The organism is Streptomyces sp. NPDC111520 (assembly GCF_055635295.1).
The window spans coordinates 43,893-62,866 of the sequence record NZ_JBVKBW010000011.1 but is presented as its reverse complement, the minus strand read 5'-3'; the positions used below and the strand labels follow the sequence as shown (position 1 = coordinate 62,866).

The 18,974-nt window shown below is 73.1% G+C and carries 16 protein-coding genes; 7 read left to right on the top strand and 9 right to left on the bottom strand.

What is annotated here, in order from left to right:
- Positions 1-148: 148 nt before the first annotated feature.
- Positions 149-1,183 carry a serine/threonine-protein kinase gene (locus ACZ7MY_RS25735; protein WP_499605158.1) on the top strand — a complete coding sequence of 345 codons (1,035 nt, stop codon included), beginning with the start codon at positions 149-151 and terminating at the stop codon, positions 1,181-1,183.
- Between the two features lie 3 nt (positions 1,184-1,186).
- Here the strand turns inward: ACZ7MY_RS25735 and ACZ7MY_RS25730 are convergent, their stop codons facing one another.
- On the bottom strand, positions 1,187-2,362 hold the full coding sequence (locus ACZ7MY_RS25730; protein ID WP_499605156.1) for a right-handed parallel beta-helix repeat-containing protein: 1,176 nt from the start codon (positions 2,360-2,362) through the stop codon (positions 1,187-1,189).
- A 230-nt stretch (positions 2,363-2,592) separates the two neighbouring features.
- On the opposite strand from ACZ7MY_RS25730, the gene ACZ7MY_RS25725 reads away from it, so the two are divergent.
- Positions 2,593-3,003 carry a DUF3662 domain-containing protein gene (locus ACZ7MY_RS25725; protein WP_499605154.1) on the top strand — a complete coding sequence of 137 codons (411 nt, stop codon included), beginning with the start codon at positions 2,593-2,595 and terminating at the stop codon, positions 3,001-3,003.
- Positions 3,004-3,037: 34 nt separating this feature from the next.
- Here the strand turns inward: ACZ7MY_RS25725 and ACZ7MY_RS25720 are convergent, their stop codons facing one another.
- Together ACZ7MY_RS25720 and ACZ7MY_RS25715 are read right to left on the bottom strand one after the other, a co-directional pair.
- A complete protein-coding gene (locus ACZ7MY_RS25720) occupies positions 3,038-3,508 on the bottom strand; it encodes a winged helix-turn-helix transcriptional regulator (RefSeq protein WP_499605153.1) in 471 nt (156 codons plus the stop codon).
- An 83-nt stretch (positions 3,509-3,591) separates the two neighbouring features.
- Complete coding sequence (locus ACZ7MY_RS25715) at positions 3,592-4,311, bottom strand: SDR family oxidoreductase (protein WP_499605151.1); 720 nt, start codon at positions 4,309-4,311, stop codon at positions 3,592-3,594.
- A gap of 122 nt (positions 4,312-4,433) precedes the next feature.
- Between ACZ7MY_RS25715 and ACZ7MY_RS25710 the strand changes: the two genes are divergently transcribed.
- From ACZ7MY_RS25710 to fdhD, 5 genes are all read left to right on the top strand, one after another.
- Positions 4,434-4,991 carry a GNAT family N-acetyltransferase gene (locus ACZ7MY_RS25710; RefSeq protein ID WP_499605149.1) on the top strand — a complete coding sequence of 186 codons (558 nt, stop codon included), beginning with the start codon at positions 4,434-4,436 and terminating at the stop codon, positions 4,989-4,991.
- Positions 4,988-5,956 carry a WGR domain-containing protein gene (locus ACZ7MY_RS25705; RefSeq protein ID WP_499605147.1) on the top strand — a complete coding sequence of 323 codons (969 nt, stop codon included), beginning with the start codon at positions 4,988-4,990 and terminating at the stop codon, positions 5,954-5,956. Before ACZ7MY_RS25710 ends, ACZ7MY_RS25705 begins: the two co-directional genes overlap by 4 nt.
- A gap of 74 nt (positions 5,957-6,030) precedes the next feature.
- A complete protein-coding gene (locus tag ACZ7MY_RS25700; RefSeq protein ID WP_499605146.1) occupies positions 6,031-8,406 on the top strand; it encodes a SpoIIE family protein phosphatase in 2,376 nt (791 codons plus the stop codon).
- Positions 8,407-8,785: 379 nt separating this feature from the next.
- Entirely contained in the window at positions 8,786-11,080 is a 2,295-nt protein-coding gene (locus tag ACZ7MY_RS25695) for an FdhF/YdeP family oxidoreductase (protein ID WP_499605144.1), read from the top strand.
- Positions 11,068-11,907, top strand: coding sequence for a formate dehydrogenase accessory sulfurtransferase FdhD (fdhD, locus tag ACZ7MY_RS25690; protein WP_499605142.1), 840 nt, complete (start codon positions 11,068-11,070; stop codon positions 11,905-11,907). The genes ACZ7MY_RS25695 and fdhD overlap by 13 nt, the downstream gene beginning before the upstream one ends.
- Positions 11,908-12,016: 109 nt before the next feature.
- On the opposite strand, the gene ACZ7MY_RS25685 is transcribed toward fdhD, so the two are convergent.
- The 6 genes from ACZ7MY_RS25685 to ACZ7MY_RS25660 form a co-directional block, all read right to left on the bottom strand.
- On the bottom strand, positions 12,017-12,943 hold the full coding sequence (locus ACZ7MY_RS25685; protein WP_499605140.1) for a LysR family transcriptional regulator: 927 nt from the start codon (positions 12,941-12,943) through the stop codon (positions 12,017-12,019).
- A gap of 215 nt (positions 12,944-13,158) precedes the next feature.
- Positions 13,159-14,817: a glycoside hydrolase family 13 protein gene (locus tag ACZ7MY_RS25680; RefSeq protein ID WP_499605138.1), complete on the bottom strand. Its 1,659-nt coding sequence runs from the start codon at positions 14,815-14,817 to the stop codon at positions 13,159-13,161.
- Positions 14,814-16,010, bottom strand: a complete 1,197-nt coding sequence (locus tag ACZ7MY_RS25675; RefSeq protein ID WP_499605137.1) for a Gfo/Idh/MocA family protein — start codon at positions 16,008-16,010, stop codon at positions 14,814-14,816. Before ACZ7MY_RS25675 ends, ACZ7MY_RS25680 begins: the two co-directional genes overlap by 4 nt.
- A complete protein-coding gene (locus ACZ7MY_RS25670; RefSeq protein ID WP_499605596.1) occupies positions 16,007-17,023 on the bottom strand; it encodes a glycoside hydrolase family 130 protein in 1,017 nt (338 codons plus the stop codon). Before ACZ7MY_RS25670 ends, ACZ7MY_RS25675 begins: the two co-directional genes overlap by 4 nt.
- Positions 17,024-17,114: 91 nt before the next feature.
- The gene (locus ACZ7MY_RS25665) at positions 17,115-18,008 is read right to left on the bottom strand and encodes a carbohydrate ABC transporter permease (protein ID WP_499605135.1); all 894 of its coding nucleotides are present in this window, start codon (positions 18,006-18,008) and stop codon (positions 17,115-17,117) included.
- Between the two features lies 1 nt (position 18,009).
- Complete coding sequence (locus ACZ7MY_RS25660) at positions 18,010-18,972, bottom strand: carbohydrate ABC transporter permease (protein ID WP_499605133.1); 963 nt, start codon at positions 18,970-18,972, stop codon at positions 18,010-18,012.
- Positions 18,973-18,974: the final 2 nt, after the last annotated feature.

Sequence of the window (18,974 nt, the reverse complement as noted above, 5' to 3'; positions counted from 1 at the left end):
CACCTCTATCGGAGACGACAGGACCCGGGAACCGTACCTCAACCCGATGCGGAAACGCGCGGCCGCGAATTGCCGGGGGCCGCTCGATACAATTCAGGAAAGGAGCGGGGGAAATCCCCGGTGTCCGGCCGCGTGGCGGTGGTGTGCGATGAATTCGGTCCCGCATGACGTGAGCGTGTACGCCGGGCGGCCCTCCGGACTCATCGGGGCCCGGATCGCCGGTTACCGCGTGGAGCGGGAGATCGGCCGCGGCGGAATGGCCGTGGTCTACTGCGCCCGGGACCTGCGGCTCGACCGCACGGTGGCGCTCAAGCTGCTCGCCCCGGAGCTGGCCCGCAACGACACCTTCCGCCGCCGTTTCACCCACGAGTCACGGGTGGCGGCCGCCATCGACCACCCCCACATCGTGCCGATATTCGAGGCCGGCGAGACCGACGGTGTCCTCTACATCGCGATGCGTTACGTCTCGGGCCTCGACCTGCGGGCGCTGTTCGACCGCCACGGCCCGCTGCCCGTGACCACCGCCCTGCGGATCGCGACCCAGGTGGCCTCCGCGCTGGACGCCGCCCACGACCACGACCTGGTGCACCGCGACGTGAAACCGGGGAACGTGCTCGTCGCCAAGGGCACCGACAGCGAGCACCCCGAGCACGTCTACCTCACGGATTTCGGGCTGACGAAGAAATCGCTGTCGCTGACCGGATTCACCACCGTCGGCGAATTCGTCGGCACGCTGGACTACGTGGCGCCGGAGCAGATCTCGGGGCGCCCGGTGGACGGCCGCTGCGACCTGTACAGCCTGGCGTGCGTCGTCTACGAGAGCCTGACCGGGGGCCTGCCCTTCGAGCGCGAGGAGGACGTGGCCCTGCTGTGGGCGCACCAGTACGACCAGCCGCCGCCCCTGACGGAGCGGCGGCCGGACATCCCGCCGGCCATGGACGACGTCATGACCAAGGCGCTGGCGAAGGTCCCCGAGGACCGCCACGACTCCTGCCTGGAGTTCGTGGGCGCCCTGCGGGCAGCCGCGGCCGGGCCGGACGAGGCGGCCCCGCGGGGGAGTTCCCCCGACCACCAGGTCACCCGGGTGACGCCCCGGCCGGCCGCGGTCCTCGTGCCGCCGGGCCCGCCGCCGGACCCGCCGGCGTGGGCCCGGGCGGTCGTCCGTCGTCTGCCGGGGCGGTGAGCGTCAGCTGCTGGGGGCGGCGCTGGGATCCGTGCTCGGTGCGCTGCTCGGTGCGGTGCTCGGCGCGCTGCTGGTGGTGCTGTTGGCCAGCTGCTTGGGCTCGGTGGTCTCCAGGGTGTTGTCGACGAAGGTGTTCCCCTTGCCCTTCAGGTCGCGGTTGGCGAGGTCGGCCGGCTTGTTGCCGCGGGCCACGTTGTCGCGGATGGTGTTCTCGGAGTTGGACGTCCCCACGACGCTGCTGAACAGCACGATGCCGCCGGACATCGGGGACTTGCCGCTGTTGTCGCGCACGTCGTTGTCGGTCACGACGGTCTTCTCGACGCCCGTGAGCAGGATGCCCGTGCCCTGGATGAACGGCAGACGGGCGCTGGGCGCGCAGTACTTGTTGTTCGCGGTCACGGTGTTGTGGGAGACGGTCAGCGCGCCGCCGCGCGGGACGCCCTCGTCGCCGACGACGAAGACACCACCGCAGTTGCCGGTGACCTGGTTGCTCTCGACCGTCACGCCCCGGACGCGGCGCAGACCGATGCCGATCCGGTTCTCCGACACCTTGTTGCCCTCGATGACGGCGCCCTTGGTGTCGAGCGCACCGCCCTCGGTGTCCATGGAGTTGGCGAGGAAGATGCCGGAATCGGCGTTGTTGCGGGCGGTGTTGTCACGGAAGACGGTGCGGACCGACTTCTCCACGAGGATGCCCTGCACCTGGTTGTCCCGTGCGGTGACGCGGAGGACCTGCAGTCCGTCGGCCCCCGTCGCGTGGATGCCGGCCTTCTTGAACCCGGCGACCGTCAGCGACTCCAGCGTCACGTCGGAGGGCTTCTTCTGCGCCGTACCGCTGACGCAGATGCCCTCGCCCGCCTTGGCGCAGGCGTTCTCGTCGCGCTTCGCGCTCGGGGAGATGACCGTGCCCGTGCCCGCTCCGCGCAGCGTAAGCCGGGGCGTGCTGATCTGGACGCTCTCGTGGTAGGTGCCGGCCGCGATGTCGATGACCTGGCCGGGCTCGGCGCGGTCCACCGCCGACTGGATGGATTCCCCTGCGCGTACGGAGATCGTCTTCTGCGCGTCCGCGGACTGCGAGGCCGTGGGCTTGGACTCGCCGCCGCACGCGACCGCGCCTCCCACGATGGTCGCCGTGGCGGCCGCCGCGGCGACGGCCCTGCGGGACCGACAGAGCTTCATGTGTGTGCACCTGCTTCCCGTGATATGTGATCAGCCGAAAACAGACGCTATGGACGGATCTGACACCTCGCCACTCCAGAGGCCACGGCGCGCGGGTGACGATGCCCGGAACGGCCGAAGGGCCCGGGAGTCACGGGGGTACCGGGTCCGGTGGCCGGGAATCGCCCAGGTACGGCTGATGGGGTGGCCGCCGCGGCATCAGGGACCGCGCCCCGGGCAGGCGCATCGTCATGGAAACGCTGAAGCGATGGGAACGGGTGATCGAGCGCTGGGAACGGGCGCTGGTGGCGAGGGTGCGGCACCGGGAGCCGGTGGAACTGCTGGACGCCCTGCGCCGCGAGTGCGACGCCCGGGCGGTGGTGTGCAGCCCGACCCGGGTGGTGGTGCCGAACGTCTTCACGGTCGAACTGGCCGACGCACCGCACCGGGAGCTGGTCCCGCACCGGGCCCGTGTGGGGGAGGTCCTGACGGATTCCCTGCTGCGGCACGCGGACCGGCGCGGCTACGAGTGGGCGGGCCCGGTCACCGTGCGCATCGTCCGCTCCGCCCAGGTACCCAACGGGCGCTACCGGGTGAGCAGCAATCCGATGAGCCGGATCCGCGCGGACGCCCTGGCCAGGATCGCGCCCGGGCTGTCCTGAGCCGGCCGCCGTGTGGAGCGGGCGGGCGCCGCGCTCAGGGTGCCGCGCCGTCCGACGGGGTGAACTCCACGTCCGCCGCCGGGAGCACGGCGCCCGCGTCGTCGACGAAGGCCACGCTGACCGGGCGGCCCCCGTCCACCGACCGCCGTAGGACCGCCGGGCCCCGTGCCGGTGTCCGGTGCGTGTCGCCCCACTGCTGGAACGCCGCGAGGACGAGCCGCAGCTCTTCGCCCGCCGCCGTCAGGTGGTAGCCGTACCGGGTGCGGCTGCCGGGCTCCCGGTAGGGCCGCCTCTCCATGATCCCTTGCTCCACGAGCGTGCTCAGGCGGCCGGTCAGCAGGTCCGGGGCGATGCCGAGCTCCTGGCGGAAGTCGGCGAAGCGCGTCACTCCGCGCAGCGCCGCCTCGCGCAGGACGAGGAGCGTCCACTTGTCGCCGACGACCTCGAGGGTCCGGGCGATCGAGCAGACGGCCTCTTCCCCGCCGGTGGCGCTGACGCTGGACATCTGCCCATGCTACCTCTGGATTGACATTCCCAATTCAGCCCTGGTCGCCCCGGTGGCCGGCGGGTGACGGGCTCCCGTCCGGGTCAGAGGGCCTTCGGCGCCGGCAGGTCGGGGTAGAGCAGCTCGAGACCGCCGGACAGGGCGGCCCGGACGCCGCGGCTCCGGTCGTCGACGACGACCTCCAGGGCCCGCTGCTCGATGCCGTCCAGGGCGAGGCCGGCCACCCACGCGGGGTCCACCTTGTCGGAGGGGTCGACGTAGTCGGCCATCTCCGTGTCCATGTAGCCCACGTGGAGCGCGGTGACGTCGATCCCGGAGGGGGCGAGCTCCCGGCGTACGACGTTGGTCATCGCCAGTTCCGCGGCCTTGGCCGCGCTGTAGCCGCCGTATCCCGGCAGGTGGATCCAGGACAGGATGGACAGGACGTTGAGGACGGCGCCGCCGCCGTTCGCCGCGATCACGGGGGCGAAGGCCCGCGTGACGCCCAGGGAGCCGAAGAAGTGGGTCTCCATCTCCAGGCGGATGTCGGCCATGTCCCCGTCGGCCAGTCCCACGTGGGTGCTGACGCCCGCGTTGTTGATCACGAGGGTGGCGTCGGAGGCCGCCCGGGCGGCCCGGGCGATCGACTCGGGGTCGGTGATGTCCAGCCGGAGCGGTTCGACGCCGGGCAGGTCGAGGGCCTCGGGGTTGCGGACGCCTGCGTACACCTTGGCGGCGCCCCGCTCGAGCAGCTGGGTCGCCAGGTGACGGCCCAGGCCGCGGCCCGCGCCGGTCACGACGGCGACGGAGTTCTTGATGTCCATGGGGGTGCTCGTTCCGTTGGGCTGAGTAGGTATCTCCAATCTAGGTCGGCTGGATTCAGAAATGCAACTCAGCTGGGGAAAACACCTTGCCACGGGGCCGGGGCTCCCGTTGGCTGGGCGGCGTGACCGAACTGAGCACCGAGCGCCTGCTGCTGCGCCGCTGGCACGACCGCGACCTCGCGCCCTGGGCCGCGATGAACGCCGACCCCGAGGTGCGCGAGCACCTGGGGGCGCCGCTGACCCGGGAGGAGAGCGACGCCTCCGTGGCCCGGTTCCGGGCCGATTTCGACGAACGCGGCTACGGCTGGTGGGCCGTCGAGGTCCGGGCGACCGGCGAGTTCGCCGGCTTCGCGGGCCTGGACCCGGTGGACGACGGGCTGCCCTTCACGGGCGTGGAGATCGGCTGGCGCCTGGCCCGCGCGGCCTGGGGCAACGGCTACGCCACCGAGGCCGCACGGGCCGTCCTGGCCTTCGGCTTCGGCACCCTCGGGCTCCCCGAGATCCTCGCCGTGACCACCGCGGGCAACCTCCGGTCCCAGGCCGTCATGCGCCGCATCGGCATGACCCGCGACCCGGCCGGCGACTTCGACGACCCCACCGCCCCCGAAGGGCCGCTGCGCCCCAACGTGCTCTTCCGGATCGGCGCGGGCGCCCCGGTCACGCCGCCGGAGGACCGGTGACGGGGTGGCGGCGGTTCGAGTCCGCCGGCGAGGGGAGGCCCGAGTACCGGGAGATCCGCCAGGAGGGGATCCGCTGCTTCCTGCGCTGGGGCCCCGTCGGCGGGACGGGGAAGTCGAGCACCTCGACGCTCGACGACGAGGAGCACGCCCGGCGCCACGCCGCGCGCAAGGCCGCCGAGTGGCTGCGGAAGGGCTTCGCGGAGGTCGACCCGCCGCCGCACGACGAGGCCGGACCCGACCCGGAGGCCAAGGTGCTCGACGTCCTGCGGGCCGGCCGCGGGCCGCACGCCCCGGCCTCCGAGTACCTGCCGGTCGAGGGCTTCGAGGAGGTGTACCGCCATGTGATCGGGCCCGGCCGGCCGATGGGCTTCCACGAGTACGTCGTCCTGCGCGACGACGGGCGCGGCGCGGTCCGCTTCACGGTGCGCCCCGACCGGAGCGACGCCGCGGCGGTGACCGCGTTCCTGTACGTCGTCGCCGCCCGCCGTGACCTGGCCTTCGACGGGCGCTCCCACCACAAGGTGCCGCTGCCGGAGCCGGTCGGGGAGTTCACCCACGCGCTGTTCTGCGCACCGGCGCTCGGCCGGGGCTGCGCCGCGTACCCCGCCGTCGCCGACCGCGTCGCGGCCGCCTTCCCCGTCTTCGACTGCGAGATCGGCGACCACGACCCCGAGGTCCTGGTCGACGCGCGGATCCACGGGCACGGCTCGCTGCCGTACGCGGACTGGGCCCGCCGCCCGCACCCGGTCGTCGACCTCCGCTTCGACGTACGGCCTTCCTCCTACCGGCCGGTGCGGACGTTCAAGGTGTTCGGCACGGCCGACCTCGACGCCCTCCTGGCGGCGCTGCCGGGCGCGGACCCCGGCAGCCGGCTGGACGTGCGCTCCTTCCGCGGCGAGATCCGGAGCCTCACACCCGGCGAGGTCCCGCCCCCGGCCGAGGTGAGGGCCTTCCTGCACGGCTGAGACCGCCCCGAGTGGTGACCGCGCCCGCCTGCGCAACACTGGGAACCGGAGGACCGGAACGTGATGGGACGGTCATGGGCACTGGGGCATCGCGAGAGCGCGGCGAAGAGCGCGAGGAGCCGGCGGAGCGCACCGCGGCGCGACTGGTGGTCGACGGCCACGGCACGGTCGTCGCGTGGAGCCCGGAGGCGGAGCGCCTCCTCGGCCGCCCGGCGGACGACGTGCTCGGCCGGCCCGTGCTGGACCTGCTCGCACCCGACCCCGGCAGCGACGACGGCGGAGCCGGGTCCGGGTGCGTGCCCCTGCGGCACGGCGACGGCCGGACGATCGCCTGCCGGCCGGCCCTGCGGGCGGTGCGCGACGACGGGACGGGCCTGCGCCTGACCGTCGACCTGCTCACGGGTGCGCCGCAACTCACCCCGGACATCGACCGCGCCCTCCTGGAAGCCCTGTTCACCCGCTCGCCCATCGGCCTGTTCGTCCTGGACCCGCAGCTCAGGCTGATGCGCTTCAACGCGGCGGCGAAGGGCATGAAGGACCACCGGGCGGCGCTCGCCCTGGGCCGGCGCCCCACCGAGGCCTGGCCCGACTTCAGCGCGGAACTCGCCGAGCGCGTGATGGGCCGGGTGCTCAGGACCGGGGAGGCCGCGATCTCGTTCGAGAAGCGCGGCCGTCCGCCCGGCGACCCCACCCGGGAGCACGTCTACTCGGCGTCCGCCTTCCGGCTCGAGGCGGAGGACGGCCGGATCCTCGGCGTGGCCGACGCCGTGGTCGACGTCACCGAGCGCCACCTCGCCGAGCAGCGCCTGGCGCTGATGGCCGAGGCGGGCCGGACGATCGGCACCACCCTGGACCCGATCCGCACGGCACAGGAACTCGCCGAGGTGGCCGTGCCAGGGCTCGCCGACTGCGTGAGCGTGGACCTGCTGGCCTCCCTGCTCGGCGGCGAGGAGATGGGAGCGGGCCCCGTCGAGGACGACACCGGCCTGCGGCGCGCCGCGACCTCGGCCCGCTGCGGCCGGACCGGCGGCTACACCACGGGCGCGGTCGGCACCCACCTGGTGGGCCCGCTCGCCCTGCGGGTGCTCGCCGACCACGAACCGCTCCTGGTCAGGCGGCTCGGCCAGGACGAGGAGTGGATCCGGGACGACCCCGTGCGGGGCGGAAGGGTGCTGGAGGAGCGGGTGCACTCCCTGATGGTGGTGCCGCTGCTGGTCCGCGACTGCGTGCTGGGCCTCGTCACCTTCCACCGGTGGGACCGCGACCTCGGGCCCTTCGACGACGACGACCTCGCGCTCGCCGTCGACCTGGCCGGCCGCGGCGCGATGGCGCTGGACAACGCCCACCGCTACGTGCGCGAGCGCAACGCCGTCCTCGCGCTGCAGCGCGGCATGCTGCCCCAGCGGCCGCCCGCGCCCAGCGCCGTGGAGTGGGCCCACCACCTGGTGCGTTCCGGTGCCGGCGGTGACTGGACGGAGGTCATCCCGTTGCCCGGCGCGCGGGTCGCCCTGGTCAGCGGCAGCACACCGGGCCGCGGCATGCGCACCGCCGCCACCATGGGCCGGCTGCGGGCGGCCGTGCACACCCTGGCCAACCTGGACCAGGCCCCCGACGAGGTCCTCGCCCGCCTGGACGAACTGGTGCGCAGCCTCGCCGACGAGCACGCGGGCACGGGCTCCGGCTCCCCGGTCGGCGCCACCTGCCTCTACCTCGTCTACGACCCCGTGACCCGGCAGAGCACCATGGCGTCGGCGGGCCATCCGCCGCCGGCGGTCGTCCACCCCGACCACACCGTGTGCATCCCCGACGCCCCCGCGGGCGAGCCCCTGGGCCGCCCCGGGCCCTCGTTCGGGATGGCCACCCTGCAACTGCCCGAGGGGTCCATGCTCGTGCTGCACACCCCCGGGCTGCTGCAGAGCCGGCCGGAGGGGACCGGCCGGGCGGAGTTCGAACGGCTGCTGGCCACCCCCTGCGACTCCCCGCAGGACATGAGCCTGCTGCTCACCGACACCCTGGTCCCCGCGGACCCGGACCGCGACGCCTCGGTGCTCGTGGCCCGCCCCCGGCCGCTCGGTCCCGACTCCGTCGCGACGTGGGACCTGCCGTGCGACCCGGCCGCGGTGGCCACCGCACGTACTCTGACGACCCGTCAACTGTCGGACTGGGCACTGCAGGAGGAGTGCTTCGCCACCGAATTGATCGTCAGCGAGCTGGTCACCAACGCCATCCGCTACGCGGCACCGCCCATCCAGCTCCGGCTCATCCGTGACCGCGCACTGACCTGTGAGGTCTCCGACACCAGCAGCGCCGCCCCCTTCCTGCGGCACGCCCGCACCACCGACGAGGGCGGCCGCGGCCTGCTGCTCGTCTCGCAGTTCGCGGAGCGCTGGGGCACCCGCTACCGGGAGCGCGGCAAGACCATCTGGACCGAGCAGACGATCGCCGTCTGAGGGCCGGCCGCTCGGTGCGGCGCGGGCGCCGTGCGCGCACGAGGCTCCGGAACGGGAGGCCGGTCCGGGAATTCCATGGGTGCTGAAACCGGTGTCCCGGGGGATTTCTCCGGATGAAGGGGCGATTTCTCTCACGTTTTCCCCGGGCTCTCCCACGACCGCGGACCGAGCCGCGCCGAGCAGCAGGTTCGCGCCCGGTTCCCCGTCGGCCCGACGGACCGAATACCCCTTCCGCCGGGAGCCGTTCGTTCATCGGCGCCGCCTATCAAGCACAAGGGACGGCCTCTTTGACGGGCCGGTGAAGCGGGTTTAGCTTTTCGGCGGATCGGTATTTCGCGGCGGTTTCCGCGGTGTCGGAAGCCGGGAAGGCGGGCCAGGCATGAGTGTTCTCGAGGACCCCACGGACGAGCACCTGGAGATCGGCCCGCCCAAGACCTCGGCGGCCGGTCTGCCCGCGGTCGCGCACGCGCTGCAGTACGCGCTGGGACAGACCTCGCCCCGCCGGACCATGCTGACCCTGCTGAACATCAACCAGGCCAAGGGCATCGACTGCCCCGGCTGTGCCTGGCCGGAGGCGGCGCCCGGCAAGCGGCACATGAACGAGTACTGCGAGAACGGCGCCAAGCACATAGCCGACGAGGCGACGTCACACCGCGTGGGGCGCGAGTTCTTCGAGCGTCACACCGTCGAGGAACTGGGCCGCAAGTCCGACTACTGGCTCAACCAGCAGGGCAGGCTGACCGAACCGATGGTCAAGCGCCCGGGCGCGGAGCACTACGAGCCCATCTCCTGGGACGAGGCCATCGCCCTGATGGCCGGCGAACTGCGGACCCTGGACTCCCCGGACGAGGCCCTGTTCTACACCTCCGGACGGGTCGGCAACGAGGCCGCCTTCCTCCTCCAGCTCTTCGCCCGCGCCTACGGCACCAACAACCTGCCGGACTGCAGCAACATGTGCCACGAGTCCAGCGGTGCGGCGATGACGGAGACGCTCGGCGTCGGCAAGGGCACCGTCAGCCTGGACGACATCCACGAGGCCGACCTGATCCTCGTCGTCGGCCAGAACCCCGGCACCAACCACCCGCGCATGCTCTCCGCGCTGGAGGAGACCAAGCGGGGCGGCGGGAGCGTCGTCGCCGTCAACACGCTGCCCGAGGCGGGGCTGATGCGGTTCAAGCACCCGCAGAAGCCGCGCGGAGTGATCGGGCGCGGCACGGTCATCGCCGACCAGTTCCTGCACATCCGCGCAGGTGGCGACCTCGCCCTCTTCCAGGCGCTGAACCTGCTGCTCCTCGAAGCCGAGGACGCCGCCCCCGGAACGGTCCTGGACCACGACTTCATCCGCGAACACAGCACGGGCTTCGAGGAGTTCGCCGAGCATGCGCGCAAGACGTCCTGGGACGACGTGCTCACGGCCACCGGCCTGACCCGCGAGGAGATAGAGCAGCTCCACGAGCGTGTGCTGGCCGCGAAGAGCGTCATCGTCTGCTGGGCCATGGGCGTCACGCAGCAGAAGCACGGCGTACCGACCATCCGCGAGATCGTCAACTTCCTGATGCTGCGCGGCAACCTGGGCAGGCCCGGTGCCGGGGCGTGCCCGGTGCGCGGCCACAGCAACGTCCAGGGCGACCGGACCATGGGCATCTGGGAGAAGATGCCGCAGAGCTTCCTCGACTCCCTGGAGAAGGAGTTCGGCTTCGCACCCCCCACCAAGCACGGCCACGACTCCGTCGACGCCATCCGCGCCATGCGCGACGGCGAGGCGAAGTTCTTCCTCGGGGTCGCGGGGAACTTCGTCCGGGCCACGCCCGACAGCGACGTCACGGAGCGGGCGATGCGCCGCTGCCGGCTGACGGCGCACATCTCCACCAAGCTCAACCGCTCGCACACCGTGTGCGGTGACACCGCGCTGATCCTGCCCACCCTGGGCCGCAGCGACCGGGACGTCCAGGCGGGCGGCGAGCAGTTCGTCACCGTCGAGGACTCCATGAGCATGGTGCACGCCTCCCGCGGCAAGCTGGCGCCCGCCTCCGCCCACCTGCTGAGCGAGGTGGCGATCGTCTCCCGGCTGGCGCGGGCCACCCTCGGCGACACCCCGGCGATCGGCTGGGAGGAGTTCGAGGCCGACTACGGCACCGTCCGGGACCGCATCTCCCGGGTCGTCCCGGGGTTCGAGGACTTCAACCGGCGCGTCGCGGAACCGGGCGGCTTCCACCTGCCGAACCCGGTGAACGCGATGACCTTCCGGACGCCGAGCGGCAAGGCCGTCTTCACCCGCAACGACTTCGAGATGCCGCATGCGCCGAAGGGCCACCTCATCCTGCAGTCCCTGCGGTCGCACGACCAGTGGAACACCATCCCGTACGCCATGGACGACCGCTACCGCGGCATCCGGGGCGGCCGCCGGATCGTCATGGTCAACCCCGAGGACATCGAGGCCCTGGGGCTCGCCGGGACGCAGATGGTGGACCTGGTGAGCATCTGGACCGACGGCAGCGAGCGCCGCGCCGAGTCCTTCCGCCTGGTGCCCTACCCCACCTCCCGGGGGTCGGCCGCCGCCTACTACCCGGAGACCAACGTCCTGGTGCCGCTCGACAGCGTCGCCGACGTCAGCAACTGCCCCACGTCCAAGGCCGTCGTCGTACGACTGGAGGCGGCGGCATGGGCCGGGTGACCGCGCGGCGGCGGGTGCTGCGGATCAGGGAAGGGGTGCCCGGGCACCGCTCCGACACGCTGGCCGCCGAGGAGCCGATGGAGATCCGGGTCGGCGGCCGCGCGCTGACGATCACCATGCGCACCCCGGGCAGCGACTTCGACCTCGCGGTCGGCTTCCTCGTCAGCGAGGGCGTCGTCCACGGCCCGGACGACGTACTGGGCATCCGCTACTGCGCCGGTGCCACGGCCGACGGCGGCAACACCTACAACGTCGTCGACGTCGCCCTGGCGCCCGGCGTGCGCCTCCCCGACCTCTCGCTGGAGCGCAACTTCTACACCACCTCCTCCTGCGGTCTGTGCGGCAAGGCGAGCCTGGACGCCGTGCGGACCACGCAGCACTGGAGCGTGGCGGACGACGACACGGTGATCGACAGCGAGGTGCTCTTCACCCTCCCCGACCGGCTGAGGGCGGCGCAGCGGGTCTTCGACAGCACGGGCGGGCTGCACGCGGCCGGGCTGTTCACGACGGACGGCGAGATGCTGTGCCTGCGTGAGGACGTGGGCCGCCACAACGCCGTCGACAAGGTGATCGGCCACGCGCTGCAGGAGGGGCTGCTGCCGCTGCGGGGCACCGTCCTCATGGTCAGCGGGCGGGCGTCCTTCGAACTCGTACAGAAGGCGGCCATGGCGGGCATCCCGGTGCTGGCCGCGGTGTCCGCGCCGTCGTCCCTCGCCGTGGACCTGGCCGACGAGACGGGGACGACCCTGGTGGGCTTCCTGCGCGGCCGCTCGGCGAACGTGTACACCGGCGCCGAGCGGTTGCGTGTGGCCCAGCCCGCCGTCTGACCCCGGGGCGGGCGCGGTCTCCCCTGCTCCGCGCCCGCCCCGGACGCGGAGCGTCTGCCCGGGAGCGCGCCCAGCGCCCCCGGCCGGTGTCCCGCACCGGATCCCGGCGTCAGCGGTCGCGCTGCATCCGGGGAAGCGACTCCAGCGGCCTGAGGTCGGCGTGCTGCGCGGTGGCGACCAGCGCCTGCACCATGACGGACTCGGGGTCCCGGCGGAAGGCGGCCAGCCCTATCTCCGCGGCCCGGGCGGCCTCCACCATCGGGACGGCCCGCACCCCCGGCGGCACCCCCAGGGCGTGGATCCAGGCCAGCGGGACGATCCCGGCCCACCGGCCGGGCACGACGTGCGCGATCAGCGAGGCGAACGAGTCGGTCTCCACCCTCGCGACCGGTTCCGCACCGGCCGCCGCGAACAGCGCGTCCATGGTGCGCCGTCCGCGCATGGTCGGTGTGAGCAGGCACAACGGCAGTGCCGCCGCCTCGGCCCAGGACACCGTGGCGCCGCCGACCGGAGCCCACGAGGCATCGGTGAGCAGCGCGTACTTCTCGCGGTACAGCGGCACGGTACGGAAGGCGGCGCGGACCTCGTCGTCCAGGTACGTCACGGCGGCGTCGAGGGTGAAGTCCCTGAGCCTCGCGAGGATGTCGCTCGACGTGAGGTCGTTCACGATGTCCGCGGTGAGCAGCGGGTGCCGCGTGCACAGCGGGTCCACCAGACGTGGCACGGCGGTGGCGGCGCTCGGCACCACGCCGATGCGGATGCGGCCGCTGAGCCCGGTGCGCATGGCGGCGACCTCGCCCTCCATGGCGTCCCGGTCGGCCAGGATCTGCCGCGCCCACACCACGACGCGTTCGCCCTCGGCGGTCAGGCCGTCGAACCGCCGGCCCCGCTGGATCAGCGGGACGCGCATGTCCTCCTCCAGCCTGCGGATCCCCTCGGACAGCGAGGGCTGGGACACCCCGCAGCTCTCCGCGGCACGGGCGAAGTGCCCCTCCCGCGCCAGGGCCACCAGGTATTCGAGCTGCCGGAAGAGCACGACTGAGCACCTCTCAGGATCACCGGCCGGGAGACGCGTCGGACCGCTTCCCGGTTCCGAGCTGTATACCAAGCCGCTCCCGGCGGGCCTGCGGCACCCGCCCCGTGACGTGCGCGGCGCGCTCGTGTTCCCCGCGAACAGCGCAGCGCCGCGTTCCGCGGGCCGCCGCCGGACGGGACGTGGACGGCCCGCACTGTCGTCGCGGAACCGCTGCCTCAGGACGCGGGCGTGCCCGCGCCGGTGCGGAGCCAGACGGTGGTGTCCGCGGGCACCGAGCGGCCGTCGAGCGCGGCGCTGGAGAGCAGCACCTCGTCCCCGTCCGCGAGCGGCAGCGGATCCGGGCCGAAGTTGGTCAGGCAGCGCAGCCCCGGCGCGCGGTCGAAGGCGAACCAGGAACCGTCGGCGGGACCCTCCGGGACCGGCACCGCCGCCGCCGGGACGGGTACGGCGCGCCGCAGGCGCAGCGCGGAGCGGTAGAGGGCGAGCATCGAGGAGGGATCGTCCTCCTGGGCGCGGACGGTGAGGTCCGCCCAGTCGCCGGGCTGCGGGAACCAGCAGGCCTCCGGGGCGGCGGTGCTGAACCCGTACGGTGCCGACGCGCCCTCCCAGGGCAGCGGCACCCGGCAGCCGTCGCGGCCGCGCTCGCGGTGGCCGGAACGTTCCCACAGCGGGTCGCGCAGCCGGTCGTCCGGCACGTGGGCCTGCGGCAGGCCCAGCTCCTCGCCCTGGTAGACGTAGGCGGCGCCGGGCAGCGCGAGCATGAGCAGCGCGGCGGCCCGGGCACGCCGGCGGCCGCGCGGCCCGCCGCCGTAGCGGGTGACGGGTCGGACCGCGTCGTGGCTGGACAGCACCCAGGTGACGGGTGCCCCCACCGCGCGCATCGACGCGACGGACCGCTGGACGACCCCCCGCAACTGCGCTCCCTCCCAAGGCGACTCCAGGAAGGCGAAGTTGAAGGCCTGCTGCATCTCGCCCGGGCTGACGTACCGGGCCAGGCGGGCGGGTTCGAAGACGGCGGCCTCCGCCACCATCACGCGCTGCTCCGGAGGGACCGCGCCGGGCGGAGCCGGATGGGTGTCCAGCAGCCGGCGCCAGGAACGGAACAGCGGATGCAGCTCCTCCTGGTCGTGGTACGGCATCAGGTGGTTGCGCAGGATGTCCTGGTGCTGTCCGGGCCCGGCGTCGGGCAGGCCCGGGGCCTTGAACAGGGTGTGGGCCACGTCGATGCGGAAGCCGTCGACGCCGCGGTCCAGCCAGTGCTGCAGGATCCGCTCGAAGTCGGCCACGACCTCGGGGTGGCGCCAGTCGAGGTCCGGCTGCTCGGGCGCGTGCAGGTGCAGGTACCACTCGCCCGGGCCGCCGTCGGGCGCGGGGACACGCGTCCACGCCGGGCCGCCGAAGGCCGACTGCCAGTCGTTCGGGGGGAGTTCGCCGTCCTCGCCGCGTCCCGGGCGGAACAGGTAGCGGCCCCTGGCCGCGCTCCCCGGGCCCGCCGCCAGGGCCTCCCGGAACCAGGGGTGCGTGTCGGAGGTGTGGTTGGGGACGAGGTCGATCAGGACCTTCAGCCCCAGGCCGTGGGCGCGCGCGACGAAGGCGTCGAAGTCCGCTTCGGTACCGAGGTCGGGGGCGACGCCGGTGTGGTCGGTGATGTCGTAGCCGCCGTCGGCCAGCGGGGACGGGTAGAACGGGGTGAGCCACACCGCGTCCGCCCCGAGCCGGGCCACGTGGTCCAGGCGGGCGGCGGCCCCGGCGAGGTCGCCGACGCCGTCCCCGTCGCCGTCGGCGAACGCGCGCGGGTGGATCTCGTAGCAGACGGCGTCCCGCCACCAGGGCGTGTCCGGTGCGGGATGGGTGGTGCTCACGGTGCTCCTCATGCTCCTGTCGGGCCGGACGGGACGGGCAGGGTGCGGCCGGTCCGCGCCGAGCGGGTGGCGGCCTCGGCCACCGCGACGGCGGTCCGCCCGGACCGCGCGTCGGCCACCGGGGTGCCGCCCCCGGCCGCGCAGCGCAGCAGGTCGGTGAAGGCGGCGCGCACGCTCTCCGCGTACACGTGCTGCTTGCGCGCCTCACCGCCGAGGTCGACCACGCAGGTCACCTTGTGCGGGACGGCGCGCTCCGCACCGCGGCCGCGGGCGGGCGCCGCCGGGCCCGCGTCGCGCTCCACCGTGACGGTGACCCGCTCCTGGCCGTGCGGCCGGAGCCCGGGCACGGCCAGCAGATCGGCGGCGCGTGCGGGCAGTTCCTCCCAGCGGCGTGCGCCGTGCTCGTCCGTCCAGGCCGTGACCGTGGCGTGGACCGGGATCCAGCCGGTGACCCGGGCCTCGGCGAAGCCGTAGTCCAGGCGCATCAACTGCCGTTCGGCGCGGTGGGCGTGGGTGAAGGAGTGGGTGTGGGTGGCGACGGCGCCGCCGGGGTGGGTGGCGGTGGCGACGACGATGTCGACCGGGCCGCCGTCGCGGCGGACGTCGGTGCCCTGCACCTCGACGGGTTCGCTGCCCATGAGGGCGCGGGCGGCGTCGAAGAAGTGCACGCCGTGCTCGACGTGGATGCCGCCGCTGTGCGCGGGGTCCCAGAACCAGTGGCCGGGGCTCAGGTCCTCGTCGGCGGCGTCGTTCTCGAAGGCGAAGCGCACCAGCGGGTCCAGCAGTCCCTCCTCGCGGAGCCGCAGGAGCATCCGCAGGACGGGGTTGTAGCGCAGGACGTGGTCGACGACCAGGACCCCGGCGGAGCGTTCGGCCTCGGCCTCCACCCGCAGGGCGTCCTCCAGCGTCACGGCCAGCGGCTTCTCGCAGAAGACGTGCCGGCCCGCGCGCAGCACGCCGACGGCGAGTTCCGCGTGCGTGGCGGGGGGAGTGGCGATCGCCACGACGTCCACCCCGGGGAGGCCGGCCAGCGCGGCGGCGTCGGTGAGGACGGCGGCGCCGTGCCGCCGCGCGAGGGCGGTGGCACGGTCACCGTCGGGGTCGGCGCACGCCACGAGGCGTACGCCGGGCAGGTCGGCCACGGCGTCCAGCAGGTAGGCGCCGAACGCACCGCAGCCGGTCAGGCCCAGACCGAGCGGAGTCACTCGGCACGGTCCAGGCGGGCGACGCCGATGTGCGCGTCGGCCATGCCGTAGAAGACGTAGCGCACGCCGTCGATCTCCTCGATCGCGGTAGGGAAGACGACGTTGGGCACGGTGCCGGAACGCTCCTCCTCCGTTTCCGGCTCCATCAGCGGCTGGTCGGTGCGGGCCAGGATCCGGGACGGGTCCCGCGGGTCCAGGATCATCGCCCCCGCCGCGTAACTGACCTTCTGCTGCTGGGCGAAGGGGTCGTCGATCGTGCCGGACACGCCGTGGTGGATGAGCAGCCAGCCCTCCTCGACGCGGATCGGGGCCGGGCCCGCGCCGATCTTGAGCTCCTCCCAGGGGTGCTCGGACAGCGCCACCAGGCGGTGGTTCCGCGGGCGGACCAGGGCGCCGAGGTCCTTCTCGACCTCGGCGACGGGCACGTAGGAGATCCAGATGCCGGGGCGCTCGTCGGTCACACCGGCCGGCAGGTGCACGCCCTCGCCGGGGCGGAACCAGCCCAGGTCCCACATCGGGCGGTGCAGCATCGCGAAGCTCGGCTCGCCGTCCGGGCCCGGGACGGGCTCGGGGAAGTGCACCACGTCCTTGTTCGGGAACAGGTTGAGGTCGGTGTCCAGGTCGGCCTGGTAGGCGAACTGGATCGGGCCCAGGCGCTCCCAGGTCACCAGGTCCTTCGAGACGGCCAGCGCCGGCTTGGGGCCGAGCGGGCCGTAGGCGACGTACGACATGACGTGCAGCCCGAGGGCCTCGATCCACGTCGTGCGCGGGTCCTCCACGCCGGCGTTGTTCTTGCCGCGCTCCCAGCCGGCGTCGGGGGCGAGGACGACGCCGCGGCGCTCGACGCCGGTGGGCACGCCGTCCTCGACCACGACCTCGGCGAGGCCCACGCGGGAGACGTTGCCCTCCGAGACGAGGCGGGGCAGCAGGTGCAGGGTGCCGTCCGGGGTGCGGCCGGACGCGGGGTTGAGCACGCCCTCGGCCTCGTTGGCCTCGCCGGGCAGCGGGGACATCACGACGCCGACGCGGGTCAGGCGGTAGGGCACGGAGCTGTTGGAGCCGGTGGTACGGGCGGTGCTGGTGGTGCGGTCGTTCACAGCGGGTTCAGCCCTTCGTGGCGGAATCGAGGTCGGTGGAGGTGAAGCGGCTCTGGAAGACGAGGTAGAGGGCCACCGCGGGCGCGGCCAGTACGCAGGCACCGGCGAGGATGGCGCCGAACGGGTTGGCGGCGGCGGAGGAGACGGTGCTGATGTAGTTCGCCAGGGACACCGCCAGGGGCTGCATGTCCTGCTCCTTGGTGACCAGGAACGGCCACAGGAACTCGTTCCATGGCCCGGTGAAGCTGAGCAGCACCACGGAGGCGAGCGCCGGCTTGCACAGCGGGATCGCGATCCGGAACAGGATCTGCAGCTCGCCCGCGCCGTCGATGCGCGCGGCCTCGAACATCGCCTGCGGCAGTTGCAGGAAGAACTGCCGGAAGATGAAGACCGCGCTGGTGTTGATCGCGAACGGCAGGATGATGCCGATGTAGGAGTCGGCCAGGCCGTAGTCGCGGACGATCAGCACGTAGAGCGGGATCATCAGCAGCTGGAACGGGATGACCTGCACCAGCAGCACCAGGGCGAAGGTGGAGCCCTTGCCGCGGAAGTGGAGCCGCGCCAGGGCGTACCCCGCCAGCAGGCCGAAGACGGTGGTGCAGACGATGACGCCGCCGGTGAAGATCCCGGAGTTGATCAGGGAACGGCCGAGCGAGATGGCCGAGTTGATCTCCGCGTAGTTGTGCAGGGAGAGGTTCCCCGGTTGCGGGAAGGCGCCGGCGGGGCTGCTGTCGGGCTCGCGCTGCAGGGAGCCGATGAGCATGTAGTAGAAGGGGAAGAGGAAGGCGAAGGCCCCGGCGAGCAGTGCCAGCCGCGACAGGATCCGGCGGGCGCGCGAGTGCGTGTGCGGCCTGTGGTGCGCCGAGCGGCGCGGGAGCGAGGGGGCGTGTGCGTCGGCCATGTCAGTCCCTCTCCAGCAGACGGCGGTAGAGGAGGGAGATCCCGGTGATCAGCACGACGAGGATCACGCCGATCGCCGCGGCCTCGTCCGGATGGCCCTGCTGCAGACCGCGCTGGTACATCAGCAGCACCGGCGAGGTGGTCGCGCCGTCGGGCCCGCCGCCGCTGGTCAGCAGGTAGGGCTCGGTGAACAGGTTCGCGCCCGTCACCGTCGCCATGACCAGCACCAGCAGCGTCGCGGTGCGCACCGCCGGCACCGTGATCGACCAGAACATCCGCACCTTGCCCGCGCCGTCGAGCGCGGCCGACTCGTACAGCTCGCCGGGCACGTTCTGCAGCGCCGACAGGTAGAGCACGATGAAGAAGCCGAGCTGCTTCCACGCGACGAACAGCGCGATGGTCGGCATCGCCAGGTGCGAGTTGACCAGCCACGACGGATCGGGCGCGAGCGGCCCGAGCGCCTTGTTGACCAGGCCGTTGGAGTTGAACAGGAAGAGCCACACACCGACGACGGCGACGCTGGCGGTGATGTACGGGACGTAGTAGGCGGTACGGAAGAACGAGCGCGCCCGGATCTTCGAGTTGAGCGCGGTGGCCAGCACGAGGGACGCCGCCACCGTCAGCGGCACGTTGATGACCAGGAAGACCGCGATGTTGCCGAAGGACCGCCACACGTCCGGATCGGTCAAAACCGACGTGTAGTTGGCCAGCCCCACGAAGGGGCGGTCCACCTGGGCGCCCGGCGCGGCGAAGAAGTAGTCGTGGAAGGAGATCCACACCGCGAAGCCGAGCGGGTACAGGAAGATCGCGGCCAGGTAGACCAGGTACGGGGAGACGAAGGCGAGGCCGATCGGCTGCCGGCCCGCGAAGCGCAGCTTGCGCGGGCGTGGCCCGCGGCCGGCCCGGGGGCGGGCCCCGCCCCGGGCCGGCCCGGGGCGGAGGACGTCATGGTGCGTGGTGGACATGG

What these genes read in the sequence shown, in the direction of transcription:
- fdhD (WP_499605142.1), top strand. Translation starts at nt 11,068, where the DNA reads ATGGGCCGGGTGACCGCGCGGCGGCGGGTGCTGCGGATCAGGGAAGGG.
- ACZ7MY_RS25715 (WP_499605151.1), bottom strand. Translation starts at nt 4,311, where the DNA reads ATGGACATCAAGAACTCCGTCGCCGTCGTGACCGGCGCGGGCCGCGGC.
- ACZ7MY_RS25725 (WP_499605154.1), top strand. Translation starts at nt 2,593, where the DNA reads ATGGAAACGCTGAAGCGATGGGAACGGGTGATCGAGCGCTGGGAACGG.
- ACZ7MY_RS25720 (WP_499605153.1), bottom strand. Translation starts at nt 3,508, where the DNA reads ATGTCCAGCGTCAGCGCCACCGGCGGGGAAGAGGCCGTCTGCTCGATC.
- ACZ7MY_RS25700 (WP_499605146.1), top strand. Translation starts at nt 6,031, where the DNA reads ATGGGCACTGGGGCATCGCGAGAGCGCGGCGAAGAGCGCGAGGAGCCG.
- ACZ7MY_RS25735 (WP_499605158.1), top strand. Translation starts at nt 149, where the DNA reads ATGAATTCGGTCCCGCATGACGTGAGCGTGTACGCCGGGCGGCCCTCC.
- ACZ7MY_RS25680 (WP_499605138.1), bottom strand. Translation starts at nt 14,817, where the DNA reads ATGAGGAGCACCGTGAGCACCACCCATCCCGCACCGGACACGCCCTGG.
- ACZ7MY_RS25660 (WP_499605133.1), bottom strand. Translation starts at nt 18,972, where the DNA reads ATGTCCACCACGCACCATGACGTCCTCCGCCCCGGGCCGGCCCGGGGC.
- ACZ7MY_RS25670 (WP_499605596.1), bottom strand. Translation starts at nt 17,023, where the DNA reads ATGTCCCCGCTGCCCGGCGAGGCCAACGAGGCCGAGGGCGTGCTCAAC.
- ACZ7MY_RS25730 (WP_499605156.1), bottom strand. Translation starts at nt 2,362, where the DNA reads ATGAAGCTCTGTCGGTCCCGCAGGGCCGTCGCCGCGGCGGCCGCCACG.
- ACZ7MY_RS25695 (WP_499605144.1), top strand. Translation starts at nt 8,786, where the DNA reads ATGAGTGTTCTCGAGGACCCCACGGACGAGCACCTGGAGATCGGCCCG.
- ACZ7MY_RS25665 (WP_499605135.1), bottom strand. Translation starts at nt 18,008, where the DNA reads ATGGCCGACGCACACGCCCCCTCGCTCCCGCGCCGCTCGGCGCACCAC.